Raw genomic sequence first — 19,952 nt, 5'->3', positions numbered from 1 at the left:
TATGGGTGTCAGATGTTTACGGTGTTAAGAACGTATTAATGAAAAAATAAGCTCATTTTAGTCAATTTGCTGTCAGCTTGATTTTGCAATTTCTTTAATTTGTGGTGCATTATCTGTCCATGAACCAGCCTGCCAAAATCCCGTCGCACAGCCATCATCAATTATAATGAATGCCTTTCTTTAATAATCATTAATAAATTAGTTATACTATTATATAATTAATTTATTATAAGTCAAATGATTATTTGACAATTATTCTTCTTTGCGGTACAATAGATATATAAAATTTTATCATGCATCGGACCATTTACAGCAAAATACTGAATCCCTACGAATATGGGCGGTAGATCTTTTACAGACACGCTTCATAAACGTAGGGTTTTTTTCTTATCCTAATCAAAAATAAAATAATATGTCTTGCTCTGTAGCCCTGCTGATCAACAAAGTGTCAGCTATAAAATTTTCACACCAGCACAGGCAGAACAAGGAGATCAATCTTCGCCAATTGATTTTTCTGAACATTTTTCCAAAGAAGCTACTGTGAGTAAAGTGATCCTAGACCCGGCTACAAAAGAATATTTAGTATATCTAACAGTAAATGATACGGGGGAAGAATTGGCGGAACATACTAGACACGGCCAGTTAAGCAGCCTGTTATTAACATCTGATTTAATAAATGCCAAAGAACAGTTCATGGGTAAAATAATTTATCCTAAAACGCGAAATTTGTCAGGCAGCGATGATGTAACAACACCTATTTTAATCGGTAGTGCTGTTACTGTAGTTGATGTAGTGGCTAGTTCACAAGCACAAAAACCAATTTCATTGGTTGTCTCTGTAAATGGGAAAAACGCTATTCTACCGATAGCTTATAGCTGGACTAATATACCAACAGCAAATTGGACAACGACACCAGCTTGGCAAGAAGATTTATTTTTACAAAATCCAAGAACTACATTAGGCTGGTCGTTAGCCGTATGGGAAAATATTGAAAAGGCCAGTGTGGTCGAAAATATGACAAAAGATCAGGTACTGCTCAGTTGGGGGAAACCAAATCGGACTGAAAGTAATTCAACTGCTTGGATTTACGGTTCCAAAAAGTTGAATTTCTCTGGCAGTGTAGTATCATCTATTGAAACGATCACCGAAACAGCTCCGATTGAAACAATCAACTAAATTTTGTTGGCTGTTTCTCACTATCCCAAATTGTCTAATCAAAAAATAAAATGAGGCTGTTGCAAAGCTTTTTTCAATGCTGACGGCAACCTTCTTTTTTGATTAATTTTATAGTACCCACACGTTATAACATAGGAAAAACAGGGAGAGAATAACGGTCTTCGTCGAAAAAAGGAGGAAGAACAATGAGTACAATTATTATGAAAGATGGCACACAGATTTATTATAAGGACTGGGGTACAGGTCAACCTTTGGTGTTTAGCCATGGGTGGCCCCTTAATTCAGATAGCTGGGAGGCTCAGATGGTGTTTTTTGCTTCAAAAGGCTATCGTTGTATTGCTCATGACCGCCGTGGACATGGACGTTCAAGCCAGCCTTGGGATGGCAATGAAATGAACACGTATGCCGATGACTTATCGGCACTAATCGAAAATCTCGACCTAAACAACGTTATTCTAATTGGCTTCTCCGCGGGCGGTGGCGAAATTGCTCGTTATATAGGCCGTCAAGGTACCAAGCGAGTGGAGAAGGCGGCTCTTATTTCCGCTGTTCCCCCGTTAATGCTGAAAACAGCGAAAAACCCCGGTGGTTTGCCGATTGATGCGTTCGACGAGATTCGCCAGGGATCTATTGCGGATCGTTCGCAGTTTTATAAAGATCTTGCGGCTGGACCATTTTTCGGAGCCAATAGACCCGGCGCTAAAGTATCACAAGGAATGATGGACTCATTTTGGCTCCAGGGGATGCAAGCCGGTCACAAGAATACTTTAGACTGTATCAAGGCTTTTTCTGAGACGGATTTTACAGAAGATCTTAAGGAATTCGATATTCCGACGCTGATTGTTCACGGCAATGACGACCAGGTCGTGCCGATCGGTGCGGCGGCTCTTCACTCATCGCAGTTGATCAAAAATGCAACCTTGAAAATCTATGAAGGTGCACCCCACGGTATCGTATACACCCATAAAGACCAGCTCAACGCTGATTTGCTGGAATTTATTAAAAAATGAGGATAACTTTTATTGATGTGTATGATTTTTTGTCAGTTTATTTGCATTTAGCGCCTGGCCTCTACAGGTAAAATGGCAGCATAATCTGTTTTTCCCTATTGCTTTTTTAATAAAAAAGAGGAGTGATGAACATGAATGAAGATATTCTAAAAGGAAAATGGATGGAAATTAAGGGGAGTATAAAAGAACAGTGGGGCAAGCTTACTGACGATGATCTTGTTGAGGTGGAGGGAATAAAAGAAAAACTAGAAGGTCTATTGCAGGTTAAATATGGTTATTCTAAAGACAAAGCGCAACAGGAATGTAGTAAGTTTATCAATAATTATAAAAAGAATAATCACTGAATTAGAAAATAAGAATCTAATGAAAATGGATGTGACAGTGTGGAAATATTCTGCACTGTAAATACAAATACGAAGGGAGAAAAATTATGTTAAATACAATTCTCCTTATCTTAGTCGTGATGTGGCTGTTCGGTATGGTTACTTCATATACAATGGGTGGTCTAATCCATATTTTACTTGTAATTGCCATCGTGGTGTTTCTGGTTAACTTCATTACAGCAAGACGCTCATTATAAGATAAGTGTAAGCTCGAAATTCAAAAACAAACAAGTATATTTTATAGATGAAGTTTTTCTTTTTTAGGAGAACAAGTCTTAAACAATCGAAAAATGATTCTATAATAAATGTTGGGGTAAGCAAAAAAACAAATTGCTTATTCTAACATATTTTTTTTGCATAAAAATGATAATAATATTTTTCTTAAAGATGTTTTTACAATTAAAATATGATAAAATTAAACATTAGACTATATCAATAAAGCACGGGGGAATTTGTTTTTTATGACAGTGAATAATAATATAGAAGATATGAATGAAAAAACTGTATATCTCGCAACCTACGGGTGCCAGATGAATACTAGTGATTCTGAACGTATGGAAGGTCAGTTAAAGACGATGGGTTATAACAAAACCGATAATATGGAAATAGCGGATTTGATTATACTCAATACATGCTGCGTGCGAGAGAGCGCTGAAAATAAAATTCATGGAAAAATCGGTGAGATCAAACGTCTTAAAATGGAAAACCCTAATTTAATTTTTGGTATTACCGGTTGTATGGCACAAAAAGATGGAGATGCTTTATTTATTAAAGCACCGCATATTGATTTTGTTTTAGGAACCAATAAGGTTCATGAACTTCTGAATGTAATTAAAGAAGTTCAATCATCGAATGGCCATGTTGTGGAATTATCGGCAGGAGATTCAGATATACCACGGAACATACCAACCAAGCGCAATGGATCAATTTCGGCTTGGGTGCCGATTATGTATGGCTGCAATAATTTTTGTACCTATTGTATTGTTCCATATGTTCGTGGTCGGGAACGCAGTCGTGCTTTAGAAGACGTTGTGGGCGAAGTAAAAGATGTTGTAGCGAAGGGTTTCAAAGAAGTGACTTTGCTTGGACAAAATGTTAACTCATATGGCAAAGATCAACAAGGTCCGGATTTTGCTGATCTATTAAAGGCCGTCGATGAGGTGAAAGGCATTGAACGAGTTCGTTATATGACCTCACATCCTCGTGATTTAAGCGATAAAGCGATAGCCGTGATCAAAAATAGTACACATATCTGTGAACAATTCCATTTGCCAATTCAATATGGCAGCAATAAACTCTTAAAAGCCATGAATCGTGGTTACACAATTGAATATTATCGTGACCTTGTGAAAAAAATTCGTGATGCTGTGCCTCTGGCAAGTATTACGACGGATTTGATTGTTGGTTTTCCGGGTGAAACAGAAGAAGATTTTCAACAGATGCTCGATTTCTTAAAAGAAATTCGCTATGATATGGCCTATACATTCCTTTATTCGAAACGCTCTGGAACGCCAGCGGCGACGATGGAAAATCAGGTACCGCAAGATGTCAAAAAGAAACGTCTGCAAATGCTAATGGATGTGCAAAACCAAATTAGTCTCGAGATCAATCAACAGCTAGATGGTAAGATCCTTGAAGTTATGGTTGAAGGTCCAAGTCGTACGGAAGAAAATGTTCTATCGGGTAGGACGCGAACGAATAAAATTGTGCTTTGGAATAAGCAAGGTACGGAAAATATAGGAGATTTTGTGCGAGTAAAAGTGACCCATGCACAAACCTGGATTTTGAAAGGGGAACTCATAGCTGATTAGATATGAGTTTAGTATAGATAACGTTAGGCTGAGGCTGTTGACAGAAAAATTGTCCTCAGAATTTAAACAGGAGGCATTTTATGGCGACTTTAACACCAATGATGCAGCAGTATCGCGAAACAAAAAGTCGTCACCCTAATGAAATTTTATTTTTTAGGTTAGGCGATTTTTATGAAATGTTTTTTGAAGATGCGAAACTTGCATCACGAGAATTAGAAATTACATTAACTGGCCGCGATGCTGGGATGGCAGAACGTATTCCAATGTGCGGGATTCCGTATCATGCGGCTGAAACTTATATTACAAAGCTGATTAACAAGGGCTATAAAGTGGCTATCTGTGAACAAATTGGTGATCCGAAGGCCAAAGGTCTTGTTAAACGCGATGTAGTTAAAATTATTACACCGGGAACGGTTTTGTCAGAATCCGTGCTTACAGATTCGAAAAATAATTATATTGCATTGCTTTATGAAAAAGATGAACAGATTGCCCTGGCTGGGGCGGATATATCAACCGGAGAATGTTTTTATGGGCTTTATCAAGGTCCTGACCGCAAACAAATGCTTTTTGATGAACTTTATCGTTTGATGATGCCAGAAGTTATTATTGTTGGAGCATTTTCGTATCAGGCTGACTTGAAAGAATTTGTCGATTTGCGGCTTGCCAGTTGTACATTTACGATACTTGATCAAGTAACCACAGCTGTGGAAGATCTTATTGTGCAGCATTTCGACAGCCATAATCGACCAATCATCGATATAGCAAAAGCAGCGGTAGCAACCTTGCTAGCTTACCTGCATGATACGGTGAAAACAGATTTGACGCATTTAAACAAATTAAGTTATTTAGATGCCTCAGAAAATTTGGTAGTGGATACCTATACGCTGCGTAATCTGGAAATTACCCGTAATTTGCGCGATGGAGGAAAGAAAGATACACTGCTGGCTGTCCTTGATTTTACCCAGACGGCCATGGGCAGTCGTCTGCTAAAGAAATGGCTGGAATACCCATTGCTTAATATTGTAAAAATAAATGATCGACTTGATGCTGTGAACGAGTTGCTCGAAGGCTTTGCGATGCGGAATACACTGACTGAGCGCCTGCGTGATATTTATGACTTTGAGCGTTTGCTTACCAGAATTGAAGTCGGAACAGCAAATGCCAGGGATTTGATTTCGCTAAAGGTTTCGCTGGCATCTTTGCCAGGAATTAAAAATGAACTGGAAACTGCCAAGTCAAAACTGCTCAATACTTGTTATAATTCGATTGAATTATATGATGAAGTTGTGGATTTGTTGACACGGGCAATTGTTGATGAACCAGGGATTTCGCTACGTGATGGCGGTCTGATTAAGGATGGTTATAACGCAGAACTCGATGAATACCGATTGATTTCACGGGATAGTAAAAAACTTTTACAGGATATGGAAGAACGTGAAAAAGAAACGACAGGAATCAAATCCTTAAAAATTGGTTACAATAAGGTTTTTGGTTACTATATCGAAGTTCGTCATAGTGGCACGGATTCGGTACCCGCACATTTTATTCGCAAGCAGACGTTAGCAAATGCAGAACGTTATATTACACCAGAGCTGAAAGAGTTTGAAACAAAGATTTTAGGTGCTCAGGAAAAAATCGTGAATATTGAATATCAACTCTTCACGGTTGTTCGTGAACAGATCAAAGCAAAACTCAGCAGTATTCAACAAACGGCACATCGAATTGCTATTGTTGATACGCTAGTAAGCCTTGCTGAGGTTGCCAGCCAATATAATTATACGCGCCCGAATTTGACGAACAATGGAGAAATTGTTATTAAAGATGGTCGTCATCCATTGGTAGAGCGTATTTTGACACGGGATTTATTTGTGCCAAATGATACAAATTTGAATCATCATGATAGCGAAATTATCGTGATTACTGGACCGAATATGGCTGGTAAATCAACGTATATGCGTCAAACAGCACTCTTGACGCTTATGGCACAAATGGGAAGCTTCCTGCCAGCGCGGGAGGCCTATATTTCACCAGTGGATCGTATCTTTACGCGGATCGGGGCCAGTGATGATCTCGTAAGCGGTCAGAGTACATTTATGGTTGAAATGAATGAAGTAGCACAAATATTAAAATATGCGACAAAAAACAGCCTAGTGATTCTCGATGAAATTGGTCGCGGTACGAGTACGTTTGATGGTATGAGCATTGCCCGGGCTGTGATTGAACATATGCGTGATAAGATTGGTGCAAAAACATTATTTGCGACACATTATCATGAACTTACCGACTTAGAAGAATCGGATAAGCGCATTAAAAATTACTGTGTTGCCGTGAAAGAACGTGGCAGTCAAGTTGTATTTTTGCGCCGTATTGTGGCAGGAAGTGCCGATAAATCCTATGGTATTCATGTGGCAAAACTCGCGGGACTGCCGAAAAATGTAACGGAGCGAGCGAAAAAAATTCTGGAAGAATTGGAATCGCAACATGCGAAAGAGTCGTTACAGCCATTACAAGACGATGCTATTGCAAAAGAACAGGCTTTGCCTGAAGTAGATCCGATGGACTCGCTGTTTTCTTCATCGCTCAGTGCGGATATATTAGCCCTTGATATTATGACAATGACACCTTTGGAGGCAATGAATGAGCTATATAAATTGCAAAAACAGGCAAAAGGTGAGGCTGGTAAAAAATGAGTATTATACATGTTTTAGATGAAATCACAATTAATAAAATTGCTGCAGGGGAGGTTGTCGAACGCCCAGCATCGGTTGTGAAAGAATTAGTCGAAAACTCAATTGATGCTGGCAGCAATAAAGTGGAAGTCGAAATTATGGCTGGCGGTACGAGTTTTATGCGCGTTACGGATAATGGGCGTGGCATGAGCTCTGACGATGCCAAGTTAGCTATTTTACGTCATGCAACAAGTAAAATTCAGGAAGTCAGTGATTTGAATACCATTAGTACACTAGGGTTTCGCGGTGAAGCATTGCCGACGATTGCTTCTGTTTCACGCTTTTCGTTAATGACGCGACAGCGTGACAGTGAATTTGGCACCTTGGTGGAAATCAAGGGTGGTAAAGTAGAGGACTTGCGTGAAGCAGGCTGCAATATTGGAACAACCATTAAAGTAGAAGATTTATTTTTTAATACACCTGCTCGCAAAAAATTCATGAAGACGCCGGTGACAGAAGGCTCAAAAATTAATGATTTCATCATAAAATTGGCCTTGTCTAATCCAGAAATTTCCTTTAAATTTATTAATAATAATAAACTGGTTTTGTCTACACCGGGTAATGGGTCACAATATGATGCGATTCAAAGTATTTATGGCGCTAAAGTCAGCGAGGAACTTTTGGGTGTGGAATTTGAAGATATAGATATTAAAATTACTGGCTTTTTGACAAAACCGTCGATGATTCGCAGCAGTCGGACTTGGCAGACCTTTATTGTTAATGGGCGTATCATATCTAGTCGATCCATTGGAAAAGCAATTGACAATGCATATCATTCACTTTTGCCGAAATCAGGTTATCCTTTAGCCGTACTTAAAATTGAAGTGCCGCAAAATACGATTGATGTCAACGTGCATCCGCAGAAAAGTGAAATGAAATTTGAAGATGAAGGACGTATCTTTAAAGCAGTTTACAAATCTGTACTCGATGCGATCCGTCCGGCTGGACAGTCTTTAGACTTTGTTGCTGCGCCGGTGGCGAACCTGGAACGACACTATACGATAGAACCTATGCATTTTGCTGTTCCGCATCAAACGGCTGTTACAGCCTATAATCCGCTGGTACCGCCATCGCCAATCGTACGAGAAAATACGGTGAGTTTTTCACAGGCACAAGCAATTTTAAATGCATCGTTGCCTAAGTCAGAAGACTTGTTACAGGATAATCGGCAAGGTGAATCTTTGTCGGTTTCTGCAAAAATGCCAGAAATAATGGAAAGTGCAGAACATGCGGCAACGGATTTACCGCAAATCATTTATGAAGGAACCCTTACGCCCATGGGACAGGTGGATAACTGCTATATTGTAGCGCAAGATCCAAAGGGTCTCTATATTGTTGACCAGCATGCAGCACATGAACGCATTCTTTATGATCGTTTTGCCGCACTAGCGGATAAGATTCCATCACAGCAATTATTAGTTCATCTTTTGCTTGATTTTGATGACAAAGAATGTACCTTGATTTTGGATAACCAAGAGCTTTTTCAAAGTTTGGGGTTTGATATGGATGCGAGTGGACCTGAGCAGATGCGTTTAAAAGAAATTCCTTCTGATATACCAGTTGGTGAGGCGGAGGCCATCATTCGTGAAATTTTAGAATCACTGCAAAATATGCATAACCTGACAGCACAGGAAATTCGCCATGCCTGTCTGGCTACAACAGCTTGTCGGGCGGCTATTAAAGCCGGTGATACACTAAATATAAGGCAAATGCAAATTATATTGGATGAACTTACCAACACAACCCTTCCCTATACGTGTCCACATGGCAGACCGACGATTATTAAGTTTGGTGCTGCTGAACTTGCCAAAATGTTTAAAAGGACATAGTCGATGCAGTCGATACAATGTATTGTGACGACAGGTCACAAATATAATGCAATGGTAGTGCAAACTGCAAAACAAAAAGCAGCCGAATTGAATCTTTTATTTATTGCCCGGGAAAATTTATCAATTGAGAGTATTCAAACGACTTACCAGACCCCGTTTGTTTTAGTTGTTAAGAAAACAGGGCTTGTTTTAGCTACGCCGGAAGGTGACTTTTTTTTCCATCCGAATATGGCCCAGCTTCGATTGAAAAATTTGCTCAAGGGGCAGAAGGATAATATGATTGAGGCTATGCAGTTGAAAGCCGGAATGGAAGTTCTTGACTGCACATTGGGGATGGCTTCCGATGCAATTATCGCAAGCTTTGTTGTTGGAGTAAGGGGGCGAGTTGTTGGTCTTGAAGCCAAGGTACTTATGGCGGCAGTTGTTCAGGATGGTCTGAAAAATTTTTCAACGCTAGAACCACTCGGTTTACAGGCGGCTATGAAACGGATTGAGGTCAGCCAGCAAGAATATGGAAACTATTTAAAATTGCTGCCAGATAAAAGTTTTGATGTTGTTTACTTTGATCCGATGTTTCGTCATCCCCTTAAAGAAAGTTTGCATCTATTGCCTTTACGTGCCCTTGCTGATCATCGTGCTGTTACGATAGAGGCAATCAACGAAGCCAGGCGAGTGGCAAGAAAATGTGTGGTCATGAAAGAAAATAGTCGAAGTCTTGAATTTGTGCGTTTGGGCGCAAACAGGGTTGTTGGCGGGAAATACAGCCATGTTCATTATGGTATCATTGACATAAAACCAAATTCGTAATTTGGAAAACTAAAAAACGGACGAAACAAGCATTTCAGGCTTGTTTCGTCCGTTTTTATGTATGTTTTATAATAAAAAGCCTGCACTGGTGGCAGCCAATGCAGGTAAGGATTGAGAAATATTTATTACATACATTATACCATGTGTATGTGAGGGGACGCAATGGGAATTTTTCGTTCCTGTTATAAAATTTTAAACAAAAAAAGATCGTATAGAAAGGCATCTATACGATCAAGAGTGTAGAAAAAATCAATTAGTCAATTGCACGATGACTTAATACATATTATAACTCAATTATATGGAAAAAAGAAGAAGAATTAAAAAATAATCAGCTTATAAGTTCTTTCGGCAAATTATATTTAAAATTTGCGTGTAAAGAATTCATTATCACTCATGAGGCTTTCGAGTGTTGTAAAATTGAGGCGGTATAACAACTCTAATACATAAGGATTATCCAGAGGTGTTTCATAGATAGCTTTATCTCCATATTGATTTACTTTGTCGCGTGCTTTATCTGGCTCAAGTAATGATTTTGGTCCCCCCACACAACCGCCTATGCAGCCCATACCTTCAAAAAAGTTTGCTTGTGTTTTTCCTCCAATTAAATCCGTAATCATTTTCTTACAATCTGGGACACCGTCAGCTTGCTGGGACCGTATTGCAATATGGCGGTTTGGACTAAGCCGAGCTAATGTTGATTTTACGGCTTCACTAACACCGCCAGTTCGAGCATAAATTCGACCAGCTTTTGAAGAAAACTCTTTTACATTGTCTTCCATTTGCGTGAGATTTACATGTAAGAGTTTAAATAATTCTTTTGTTTCTTGAAATGTTAATACATAATCAACAGCCCCAGCAATATCTTTTTCTCGTGCTTCTGCTTTTTTGGCCATACACGGACCGACAAAAACAGTAAGTGCATCTGGATGCAGTATCTTGACGGTTCGCCCAGCTGCAATCATGGGAGATACAGTTGCTGGCACATGCGGCATTAAATCGGTATATAATTTTTTGATCATAGCAATCCACATAGGGCAGCAGCAGCTTGTCAACTGATAATCATTGTTTGAATGGATATTATGGTCAAATTCCAAGGCTTCGCGTAGTGTAAGAATATCAGCAAAAACAGCAACTTCGAGCAGTCCGTTGAAACCGATTTTCTTAAAAGCGGTACGGATCATTCCAGGTGATACTTGGTCACTAAATTGTCCTAAAAAGGCTGGTGCAATCAAAATAAAAGCACGTTTCCCTTTATGGCTGGCTAAAGCATTTAAAACGGCCAAGCTGTCTTTGGTGATTGTGGTGCCCGATAAAGGTATTCCTGCTGGTGTAAGGATATCACTCAATTCCCAGGTTATAGGATATTCCTTTGGTTCAAACAGACAATTTAATTGACTTGGATCATACGTAAAATCTTCTTTCCCCGTAGATTCTTTTAATGCTTTTTGATACAGTTCCTTAATTGTAAGCATGGTTTTTTCTCCATTTCTATAAAAATCTTTTAGGGACTATTTTGTTTTTACAAGTAAAAATGAAGTTCAGATCGAAACGCGTTAGAAGAAGCTTAAAGCGATTTTGATTCTTGCATGTTTAACGATGAGGTACAATGCGGACAACGTGTCGCCAAATCATGAATTTCTGAAAAGCAATAAGGACACTTTCGAGTATTCGGCAGCGGTTCTTCTTGTTTTGTTGCAAAACGATTAATTTGTTTAATCATAATAAAAATAGCAAATGAAACAATTAAAAAATCAATAATTGTATTTAGAAACAAGCCATAGGCAATCACTGGCACGTTAGCTGCTTGTGCTTCGGCGATGGTTTGTACTTTTTCCCCAGAAAGGTTGATGAATAAATTTGAAAAATCGACTTTACCGACCAATAAACCAAGTGGCGGCATCAAAATATTTGAGACAAATGAAGAGACGATTTTATTAAAGGCGGCACCGATAATAATCCCGATTGCCATATCTAAAACGTTGCCACGCATGATAAATTTCTTAAATTCATCGATAAACATAGAAATAGAACCACTCCTTATACGATAACATTTCATGCATATTCATAGTAATACGGTTCATCGTTTTTTGATGAGCCTTTAATTATATTTCTCTAAAGCGTAGACAATATCCTGCTGTTGAAATATAAAGACACGGTAAAACCTCTTATATGAGGATGTCAGATATCTAAATAGAATGTTCGATACGAATCTGTGTTTTGATTGAATAATTACGCGGCGGGGGGTATAATTAAAAATGATTTTGTTTTTTTACTAAATTTTTCAAAGTTACATTACTGCTTAACACATAGGGTTTATAGGAGGAGTTTTTTTATGGTGTATGATGTGAACCACATCTTACGACGATTAGGTATTACTTTAGAAGTTTTTAAAATAGCATTAGCGGCAGGTTTATCCTGGTTTGTTGCTTCCAGTGTAACAGAAAATCCATATCCGATTTTTGCACCTTTAGCAGCTATTTTAACAACGCAGGTGACTATTGCTGATTCCGTAGAAAAAGGTGTATATCGGATATTAGGTGTTATTGTCGGTGTAACGATTGGTGGTTCATTCAGTTCTTTTTTTATTGTCAATGCGTGGAGCATTTTTTGTATTATAGGGTTGGGAATTGCCGTGGGCAGAGTTTTTCATTTGCATCCACAGATTATTTCGCAGATTGGTGTAAGTACTTTATTGGTACTCGAGTATGGGCATAGTCAGGGCTATATGATTGGGCGAATTGAAGAAACCATCATTGGTGCTATGGTTGCTGTTTTCTTGAATATTATTTTGAGTCCAGCGGAGTCATCCAGTTTTTTAGCTAAAAAAGCAGTTATGCAATCTATATTGTGCTTAACTAGTAATTTAGAACGTTTGTGGAAGGCTGAAACAAAAGAAGATTTAGCTGCTGGATTATATGAGGCCCGGAATGCAGTTCAGCAAATTCGCAAAGAACATTTTATGATTATTCAAGTTACGCAAAGTTTTCGTTATACGCCGTTTCGTCGGCAAGAACGTGACAAAATGGTTGATTTTTCTTTTGTTATGAATCGGCTTGAACATATCAGCCTTCAAGTGAGAGGGATTTCCCGGAGCTTACTTGATTTAGCCGAATTGGATATCGAATGGAAGCAGTTTCAGCAAGTCGTCCATGATGTCCAGCTTTGTTTAACTGTTTTTGCCCGGACGATTGATGGTGAAAATAAAGCTTTGTTAAATGATGCACTGCTGATGGCAGTCAGAGAAACAAGGGTTAATTTTTCGGGATACTTCCTGTCAATTCAAAATGCAACACAGTTTCCTATTCCAGAAATTGGGGCTATCTTTTCGGATTTAGGGCGTATTTTAGATGAAATTGAAGACAAGTTTCCGGATTTGAATAAAAAAGATGTCCTGTTTCGTAATCAACTTTTGAAAATTGGTGGTAATGATACTACGTAGTCTTTGTGATAAATCTGAATTGTTATCATACTAATTATAAAAAATATAGGAAATATTGCTTATTGGATCTAAATAAATATGATTTGGTTTATCCTGTATTTTAAATACGTTTATGTATTTAATGGATATTTAAAATATTGTAGATATGGTTAGAAAAAGAGCTCACAAGATGAGCTCTTTTTATTTTTGTTAAATATATATTTTTTTTTGATTTCAGAAAAGTTTTATCAAAAAAACCAGACTAAAGGTTCATTTATTCTTAAAAAAGCAAAGAATACTAAAAAAGACTTTACTTTTTTTGAAATTATTGTAATATATAAGTTGAATTAAGTAATATTAATTGAACTAAAAAACAATAATTGCATTAAATAATATTAATATATATACTTCAGATGATCATATATTTTTAAGATTGTTTGGATAAATAATAAATCAAACTAAATAAAGAAGGGTAATACAAATGAAAAAAATTCTAGAAAACAAACAAATTGTGGGATTGCTGTTTTTTATAGGGTTTTTATTTCTTTTTACAACAATTGGTTATGCAGCACAACCAAAATCAGTTGGTGTTCTTACCTTTAAAAACCTTTCGGGACAACGTGGACTGGAACAGCTCATAACGGATTCTCTCGTAGCAGAATTATCGAAAAATTCCAAGCTAAATGTCATTGACCGTGATGATTTAACGGCAATTCTCAATGAACAAGGCCTTAGTCGTATGGGGCTTCTAGCAAAAGACAATGCGGCACAGCTAGGCCGCATTAGTGGAATCAACTATATCGTAACAGGTAGTATTTCTGATTCGCATATTACAGATCAGTCGAATGTTGCAGCAGATAAAGCAAAAATCAATATAATTGTATTTTGGAAAATCCTTGATACGACTTCGGGGAGTGTTGTCTTTGCTGATACGACAAACGGAATTGTCAATAAAGTACGTGGTAAAGATAAGAAAGGTAAAAAAATCTGGAAAGTAGAGTTTAGCGAATATACGAAAACGGCGAAAGCTGTGTCCCAAAAAATTAGTGATATTTTAGATAAGAATCTAAATGAATCGCCAATTCCGGTACATATAGCAAGCATTGACGGTAATATCGTATATATTGATGCTGGATCAAATAAGCAAGTTATACCGGGACAGGTTTTTACGGTATATAAAGATGGTAAAGCAGTTTGTAATCCTAAGACAGGAGAGGTCTTAGGTGTACAACATAAGCTGGTCTGTCAGATTACAATAACCAGTGTAGAAAACAAAATGTCCATAGGTACAGTTACTAGCGGGGATATAGGGAATTTAAAAATTGGTGATAGTGCAGCTAGTCAATAGGGATTTAGCATTGCATTAGATAAAGGAATTTTATGTACAAGGAGGTGTAGATTAGAAAAAGGCTGGTGCAAAAATGATAATATGGCTCCATGGTAAAAAAATTTACTGCATTTTATGTACAATTTTTTTCTTAGCGCTGCATGCACAGGTATATGCATTAGAGTATATTGCAGAAGGAACTGGACCAACCCGTAAAGCAGCAATACAAGATTCTTTTCGCAATGCATTAGAAAATGTTGCGGGTATGACAATTGACAGCAGTACACATGTTAATAATACCAGAGTGACACATGACCAGATTTACACGCATTCCAATGGTTTTATAAGAAGTTATCAAGTATTGCAAACGCTCAATGATGGTGATCAATATATGGTGAAAACAAAAGTAGTCATTGACATGGAACCTAATGCAAAACTTATGTCTGGATTTGACAAAGTCAAAGCAATTCGTGTTGGCATCAATGATCCTCGGATTGGGATTGTTGTATTGAATCAAAATAATGCGATGAAGGTCTCTGATGTAGCCGTGGAAACGGCAATTGCTTCCGTACTAAATCAATCAGGTTTTTCTCATATTATTAATATGAATCAATTAAACCCAACGAAAACTAAACGCTTTAAAATTGCTGCAGCGAAGAGTGATTTTAATACCATTGGTCTTTTGGGAACGCAGGAACAACTAGACTATATCGTAACTGGAAGTATAAGGGCAAATGATATTGATCTTAAGTTTGATACACAAGTGCCAATGAAGGCGAATGATGCTACACTTACTATTAATACGACAAAGTGTGATACAGGTGAAGCAATCCAATTTGGCACATATCAGGAAACCAATATTGATATCACACAAAAAATAGCTGCTGATAATGCGAAATATAAAACTGGAGAGAAAGCAGGGCATGATATCGCCAACAAACTATTAAATTATGCAGCGAGTACTTCGAAAAATTATACGATATATGTTCATAATATAAAAGATCAAAATAGTCTTTCATTGTTAAAAGATTATTTGACCGATATATCTGGTGTACAGGATGTTTACATTAGAGAATTTAGAAATAATGCAGCTGTTATTGATCTTAGTTTTACAGGGGATAATCAAACACTCGCATCCTATGTAACAGAAGATACAGAGCAGCCATCACAAATTATGAAAATAACCAATAGTACAATTGATTTAAATATGCAATAATAATTTTATTTTAAAGGATGCGATTTTTTATGAAAAAACTATATATACTTTTGTTTTCATTGATTTTATCGACTACGTGTTTCGCTTCGGATATTAATTGGAACAGTAATACAATTACAGCAATTGGAATTGGTTCAGCACCCGCTTCCGTTACTGCAGGACAAGGCGACGCACTTGCGCGGCGTGCGGCAATCGTAGATGCGTACCGCAATTTAGCAGGCATTGTCTATGGCGTAGAACTCGAGAATCATACGACGGTTCAACAATTAGCAGTAAAAAAAGATACGATTAAAACGGCAATATCTGGTGCTATTAACAATGCTCGAATTACAGATGAAGAGCAGCTTGATAATGGTAATTACCAGGTTACACTTTGTATGCCGATTTTTGGTCAGAGAAACAGTTTAGCATCTGCCCTTTGGCAAGATAAGGTTGCTATGCCAGATTTTGCAAGTCAAAGTGATCCGGTTGCTCCAACGACCACTGTGCCTGCAGTTACGGAAACTCCTGTTGTGCCAGCAGCAGTCATTACTCCCGCAGCAACAGCACCAACGGTAATGCCAGCTGGTGCTATTACGGGTGTTGTGATTGATTGCCGGGGCCTTGGACTGGAACGGGCAATGGCACCAAATATTCTTGATAATTCTGGTAGAACAATTTATAATTCTAAAAACGTAGACGATAGTGCTATTATCAAGAATGGTTTGGCTAGTTATTCTAAGTCGGATTCTCCATCTAATATTGATTATGCCGGAGCTAATCCTTTAATTGTGAAAGCAGTTTCTTTAATGGATTTCAATAGGAACCCTGTTGTTTCTAAAGAGGACGGCGATAAAATATTAGCGGCAAACCAAAACTATGCTTTCTTGAAAAAATGTGCAGTTGTCTTTATTGAATAACTTCACACTAAGCGTGTATTAACAAGATACAAGAAAAGCTATTGGCAATGCCAATAGCTTGAACTTGTTTTATTTCTTCAGATCTAAAATGATTTTCCTCAATGATTTTAGAAAAAAAGATATTATTTGATTTGATTGGCTGGGGCAAGTACATAAGTTGGGCGAACGTAAATGAAACCAAGTCGTTCTAACATTCCGGTGATTCCCCGAATAGAATAGGTATAGTCGTATTTGCGTTTGATATATTCAGCAATCAAGTTGGCTGTCCATGGTAAATTTGTTACAAGGCCAACATCAGATGGCATATTGTTTAAAATGACCTGCTTTAGTTCGTTGAGTTGTTGTGGCGTTAGTCTGGAGGGCCGTCCTGGAATTGATTTATCCGGAATCACGGCAAGGCCGCTTTTTTTATAAGCTCTGTGAATATTACAAACGGTGATATCTGTCAGTCCAATGAGGCTGGAAACCTCTTTGCAGGTTTTGCCCGAAAGAAACAAATAAAGGGCTTGGTATCTTTTATAAACTCGCGGCATTTCTTCTTTTTCCATAGCGAATTTAATAGCCGCTAATTCTTCAGGGGTTGCTCTTATTTTCATGGTCTTGTCATCCTTGTCTAATAAATTAACGCATCCTTGGTTAACTTAAATTATTACATTCATTATTTATATCGGCAAATTACACTAAAAACTTAACTTGAATTCTGCATTTTGTGGATACAGTAAAATGATCCTAGTGGGAAATTATCGGAAAATGAATAGAAAATCTGCATAACAGTATAAAAAATTTAAATTCTTATCAATGAAAATGAGCTGAGTACAATAAATAGTGTTTGAGATCGTATTTATTGTGAATACAGCTTTAAAAGTTTAGCAAAACATCAACTAAATGCTAGCCTGATAAAGGTACTGTGGAGGGCACATATGAATTATACAACAAAATCCATCATAAATCATAGATCTATTTGGAATTATTTAAAAAAAGAAGTACCCGTGGAAATGGTTGACTCCATTATTGAAGCTGCAATGGCAATGCCGACACCCCGAGCTGGTCAGGAGTTATCCGTCCTTGTTATTAAAGATGATGCAATGAAGTTGTTTTTGGCATCTTTGTCTGGTGATAATAACTGGCTGGCGCAGGCACCTTTGTTTTTGATGTTTGTGGTTGATGTATCTAAATCTGCGAATCTTAGCATTAAAGAAGATATGGCTGAAATCAGAAATGAGGATTTAACACAAATAATGCATGGAACTTTTGAATGCGGTATGGCAATGGGCGCAGCTGTTGTGGCAGCGGAATCTATGGGGCTTGGTGTAGTGCCGTTGGAATCTCTTATTATGCATCCTGAGGCCGCTAAGCTACTTAAATTAGCAAAGTTTACATTTCTCGGTGCTGGACTTGTCGTAGGCTATCCTGCTGGTCAAACAAAACAAAAGCCAAGAGTTCCTCTCAATGCATTTATGCAAAATGAAACATATCAGATGAATGCTGTGGAATAAAAACTGTGATTTTACAAAAATTATAATAACAGTCTCCAAAAGAGCCGTAATATCGGCTCTTTTATTTATGATAAAACCAATTTTTTTTAATAGAAAACAATAAACAAAAGTTCAGTTTGATATTTACAAATGTTCAAAAAAGGTCTACTATAAAGTTATAAAAATGAAAAGAGGCGAAGTTTGATATGGATTATGAAACATTACTAAACAAAGCTTTTGAAGGAAGATCGCGGGCCTATGCACCTTATTCCAATTTTTATGTTGGTGCTGCTGTGGTTATGGAAGATGACAGTATCTATACGGGCTGTAATATTGAAAATGCATCCTATGGTGCGACAAATTGTGCGGAACGGACAGCTATATTCAAAGCTGTTTCCGAAGGACATACAAGCATCAAGGCAATTGTTATTGTTGGCGTAGAGAATGATTACACGTATCCTTGCGGGATTTGCCGACAGGTGATAGCAGAATTTGCGGCAGCCGATATCCAAATTATTTTAGGGAAAAATAAAAAAGAATATATTGTTAAAACTCTCGAAGAAATCTTACCAGGTGCATTTACTAAAAAAGACTTAGGAAAATAAATATTTTATAGACTATACAATTCGTCACTGTTAGCATATTTTGATAAAATTTAGGGGGATTAACCAAGTGAAATATATTATTGGAATAGTTGGACTATTTGTTGTATTAGCTCTGGCTTGGGTCGCAAGCAATGATAAGAAACATATTAAATATCGACCAGTGCTCATGATGATTATTTTGCAGTTTGTTTTTGGGTTTATTTTACTTAACACAGATGCTGGTAATTTTTTAATAGCTAATATAGCAACGGGATTTGGTCTGCTATTGAAATGTGCTGGTGAGGGCGTCAATTTTGTATTTGGCAACATGGTGAATGATAATAAATACACCTTTTTTATCAGTGTATTGCTGCCGATTGTTTTTATTTCAGCTTTAATTGGAATTTTACAACATTGGAAAATTCTACCGTTTATTATTAAATATGTTGGGCTTGTTTTAAGTAAAATAAATGGCATGGGGCAGTTGGAATCTTACAATGCGGTTGCATCGGTTATTTTAGGGCAATCGGAAGTTTTTATATCGGTAAAAAAACAACTTGCTTTTTTACCGGATCACCGTATGTATACGCTTTGTGCTTCAGCTATGTCCACCGTATCGATGTCGATCGTGGGTGCATATATGCTTATGATCAAGCCAGAATATGTTGTGACCGCGATTGTTTTGAATTTGTTTGGCGGGTTTATCATATCCTCCATTATTAATCCATATACGGTGAAACCCGAAGATGATGTTTTAGAAGTTCAGCTTGAGAAAAAACAGTCTTTTTTTGAAATGCTGGGTGAATATATTATGGATGGATTTAAAGTGGCTATGATTGTTGGGGCGATGTTGATTGGTTTTGTCGCATTAATTGCGATGATTAATGGCATATTTACGTGGATCATCGGGATTTCTTTCCAAGATACGTTAGGGTATATTTTTTCACCATTTGCCTTTTTGATGGGAGTGCCTTGGGATGAAGCAATCAAAGCGGCCAGTGTTATGGCAACCAAATTGGTATCGAATGAATTTGTTGCTATGATGTCACTTTCATCAGGTGATTTTAATTTTTCGGATAAAACACTGGCAATTGTATCTGTATTTTTAGTTTCGTTTGCCAATTTTTCTTCAATTGGAATTATTTCGGGAGCAGTTAAAGGCTTGAATGCAGAAAAAGGCAATGTCGTGGCTCGTTTTGGTCTGAAATTATTGTATGGAGCTACGTTAGTCAGTGTTCTTACTGCCACAGTGGTCGGATTAATTGTATAATAGAGAAGAGGGAGTGGT

Annotated in this window: 18 protein-coding genes; 15 read left to right on the top strand and 3 right to left on the bottom strand. The window is 37.5% G+C overall.

The window, feature by feature from the left end; genetic code table 11:
• The first annotated feature begins 417 nt into the window (after window positions 1–417).
• From F606_RS0114970 to F606_RS0114935, 8 genes are all read left to right on the top strand, one after another.
• A complete protein-coding gene (locus F606_RS0114970; protein ID WP_019554700.1) occupies window positions 418–1,176 on the top strand; it encodes a hypothetical protein in 759 nt (252 codons plus the stop codon).
• Between the two features lie 185 nt (window positions 1,177–1,361).
• On the top strand, window positions 1,362–2,186 hold the full coding sequence (locus F606_RS0114965) for an alpha/beta fold hydrolase (protein WP_019554699.1): 825 nt from the start codon (window positions 1,362–1,364) through the stop codon (window positions 2,184–2,186).
• Between the two features lie 131 nt (window positions 2,187–2,317).
• A complete protein-coding gene (locus F606_RS0114960) occupies window positions 2,318–2,530 on the top strand; it encodes a CsbD family protein (protein WP_019554698.1) in 213 nt (70 codons plus the stop codon).
• Between the two features lie 86 nt (window positions 2,531–2,616).
• Window positions 2,617–2,766 carry a lmo0937 family membrane protein gene (locus F606_RS23980; RefSeq protein WP_019554697.1) on the top strand — a complete coding sequence of 50 codons (150 nt, stop codon included), beginning with the start codon at window positions 2,617–2,619 and terminating at the stop codon, window positions 2,764–2,766.
• Window positions 2,767–3,030: 264 nt separating this feature from the next.
• The gene (gene miaB, locus F606_RS0114950) at window positions 3,031–4,380 is read left to right on the top strand and encodes a tRNA (N6-isopentenyl adenosine(37)-C2)-methylthiotransferase MiaB (protein WP_019554696.1); all 1,350 of its coding nucleotides are present in this window, start codon (window positions 3,031–3,033) and stop codon (window positions 4,378–4,380) included.
• A gap of 80 nt (window positions 4,381–4,460) precedes the next feature.
• A complete protein-coding gene (gene mutS, locus F606_RS0114945; protein WP_019554695.1) occupies window positions 4,461–7,070 on the top strand; it encodes a DNA mismatch repair protein MutS in 2,610 nt (869 codons plus the stop codon).
• Window positions 7,067–8,938 (top strand): DNA mismatch repair endonuclease MutL, encoded by a 1,872-nt coding sequence (mutL, locus tag F606_RS0114940; protein ID WP_019554694.1) that lies wholly within the window; start codon window positions 7,067–7,069, stop codon window positions 8,936–8,938. Before mutS ends, mutL begins: the two co-directional genes overlap by 4 nt.
• Window positions 8,939–8,941: 3 nt before the next feature.
• Window positions 8,942–9,745 (top strand): class I SAM-dependent methyltransferase, encoded by an 804-nt coding sequence (locus F606_RS0114935; protein WP_019554693.1) that lies wholly within the window; start codon window positions 8,942–8,944, stop codon window positions 9,743–9,745.
• A 359-nt stretch (window positions 9,746–10,104) separates the two neighbouring features.
• On the opposite strand, the gene F606_RS0114930 is transcribed toward F606_RS0114935, so the two are convergent.
• Both F606_RS0114930 and mscL read right to left on the bottom strand, forming a co-directional pair.
• Complete coding sequence (locus F606_RS0114930) at window positions 10,105–11,217, bottom strand: [Fe-Fe] hydrogenase large subunit C-terminal domain-containing protein (RefSeq protein ID WP_019554692.1); 1,113 nt, start codon at window positions 11,215–11,217, stop codon at window positions 10,105–10,107.
• A 92-nt stretch (window positions 11,218–11,309) separates the two neighbouring features.
• The gene (gene mscL, locus F606_RS0114925; RefSeq protein ID WP_019554691.1) at window positions 11,310–11,765 is read right to left on the bottom strand and encodes a large-conductance mechanosensitive channel protein MscL; all 456 of its coding nucleotides are present in this window, start codon (window positions 11,763–11,765) and stop codon (window positions 11,310–11,312) included.
• A gap of 312 nt (window positions 11,766–12,077) precedes the next feature.
• Between mscL and F606_RS22400 the strand changes: the two genes are divergently transcribed.
• The 4 genes from F606_RS22400 (at window position 12,078) to F606_RS21275 (ending at window position 16,605) form a co-directional block, all read left to right on the top strand.
• Window positions 12,078–13,184: an FUSC family protein gene (locus tag F606_RS22400; RefSeq protein ID WP_019554690.1), complete on the top strand. Its 1,107-nt coding sequence runs from the start codon at window positions 12,078–12,080 to the stop codon at window positions 13,182–13,184.
• A gap of 460 nt (window positions 13,185–13,644) precedes the next feature.
• Window positions 13,645–14,511 carry a CsgG/HfaB family protein gene (locus tag F606_RS0114915; protein WP_019554689.1) on the top strand — a complete coding sequence of 289 codons (867 nt, stop codon included), beginning with the start codon at window positions 13,645–13,647 and terminating at the stop codon, window positions 14,509–14,511.
• A gap of 73 nt (window positions 14,512–14,584) precedes the next feature.
• On the top strand, window positions 14,585–15,706 hold the full coding sequence (locus tag F606_RS0114910; protein ID WP_019554688.1) for a serpin family protein: 1,122 nt from the start codon (window positions 14,585–14,587) through the stop codon (window positions 15,704–15,706).
• A gap of 29 nt (window positions 15,707–15,735) precedes the next feature.
• Window positions 15,736–16,605: an LPP20 family lipoprotein gene (locus tag F606_RS21275; protein ID WP_019554687.1), complete on the top strand. Its 870-nt coding sequence runs from the start codon at window positions 15,736–15,738 to the stop codon at window positions 16,603–16,605.
• 122 nt (window positions 16,606–16,727) lie between these two features.
• Here the strand turns inward: F606_RS21275 and F606_RS21270 are convergent, their stop codons facing one another.
• Window positions 16,728–17,201: a helix-turn-helix domain-containing protein gene (locus F606_RS21270; RefSeq protein WP_019554686.1), complete on the bottom strand. Its 474-nt coding sequence runs from the start codon at window positions 17,199–17,201 to the stop codon at window positions 16,728–16,730.
• Between the two features lie 324 nt (window positions 17,202–17,525).
• Here F606_RS21270 and F606_RS21265 point away from each other — a divergent pair, with 324 nt between their 5' ends.
• The 3 genes from F606_RS21265 to F606_RS0114885 all read left to right on the top strand — a co-directional run bounded on the left by F606_RS21265 (window position 17,526) and on the right by F606_RS0114885 (window position 19,934).
• The gene (locus F606_RS21265) at window positions 17,526–18,101 is read left to right on the top strand and encodes a nitroreductase family protein (protein ID WP_019554685.1); all 576 of its coding nucleotides are present in this window, start codon (window positions 17,526–17,528) and stop codon (window positions 18,099–18,101) included.
• A gap of 185 nt (window positions 18,102–18,286) precedes the next feature.
• A complete protein-coding gene (locus F606_RS0114890; RefSeq protein ID WP_019554684.1) occupies window positions 18,287–18,685 on the top strand; it encodes a cytidine deaminase in 399 nt (132 codons plus the stop codon).
• 67 nt (window positions 18,686–18,752) lie between these two features.
• Window positions 18,753–19,934 (top strand): NupC/NupG family nucleoside CNT transporter, encoded by a 1,182-nt coding sequence (locus tag F606_RS0114885; RefSeq protein WP_019554683.1) that lies wholly within the window; start codon window positions 18,753–18,755, stop codon window positions 19,932–19,934.
• The last annotated feature ends 18 nt before the right edge of the window (window positions 19,935–19,952 follow it).

The sequence above is a fragment of the Propionispira raffinosivorans DSM 20765 genome, from assembly GCF_000381065.1.
GTDB classification, from domain to species: domain Bacteria; phylum Bacillota; class Negativicutes; order Selenomonadales; family Selenomonadaceae; genus Propionispira; species Propionispira raffinosivorans.
This window is presented reverse-complemented; position numbering and strand designations above follow the sequence as displayed.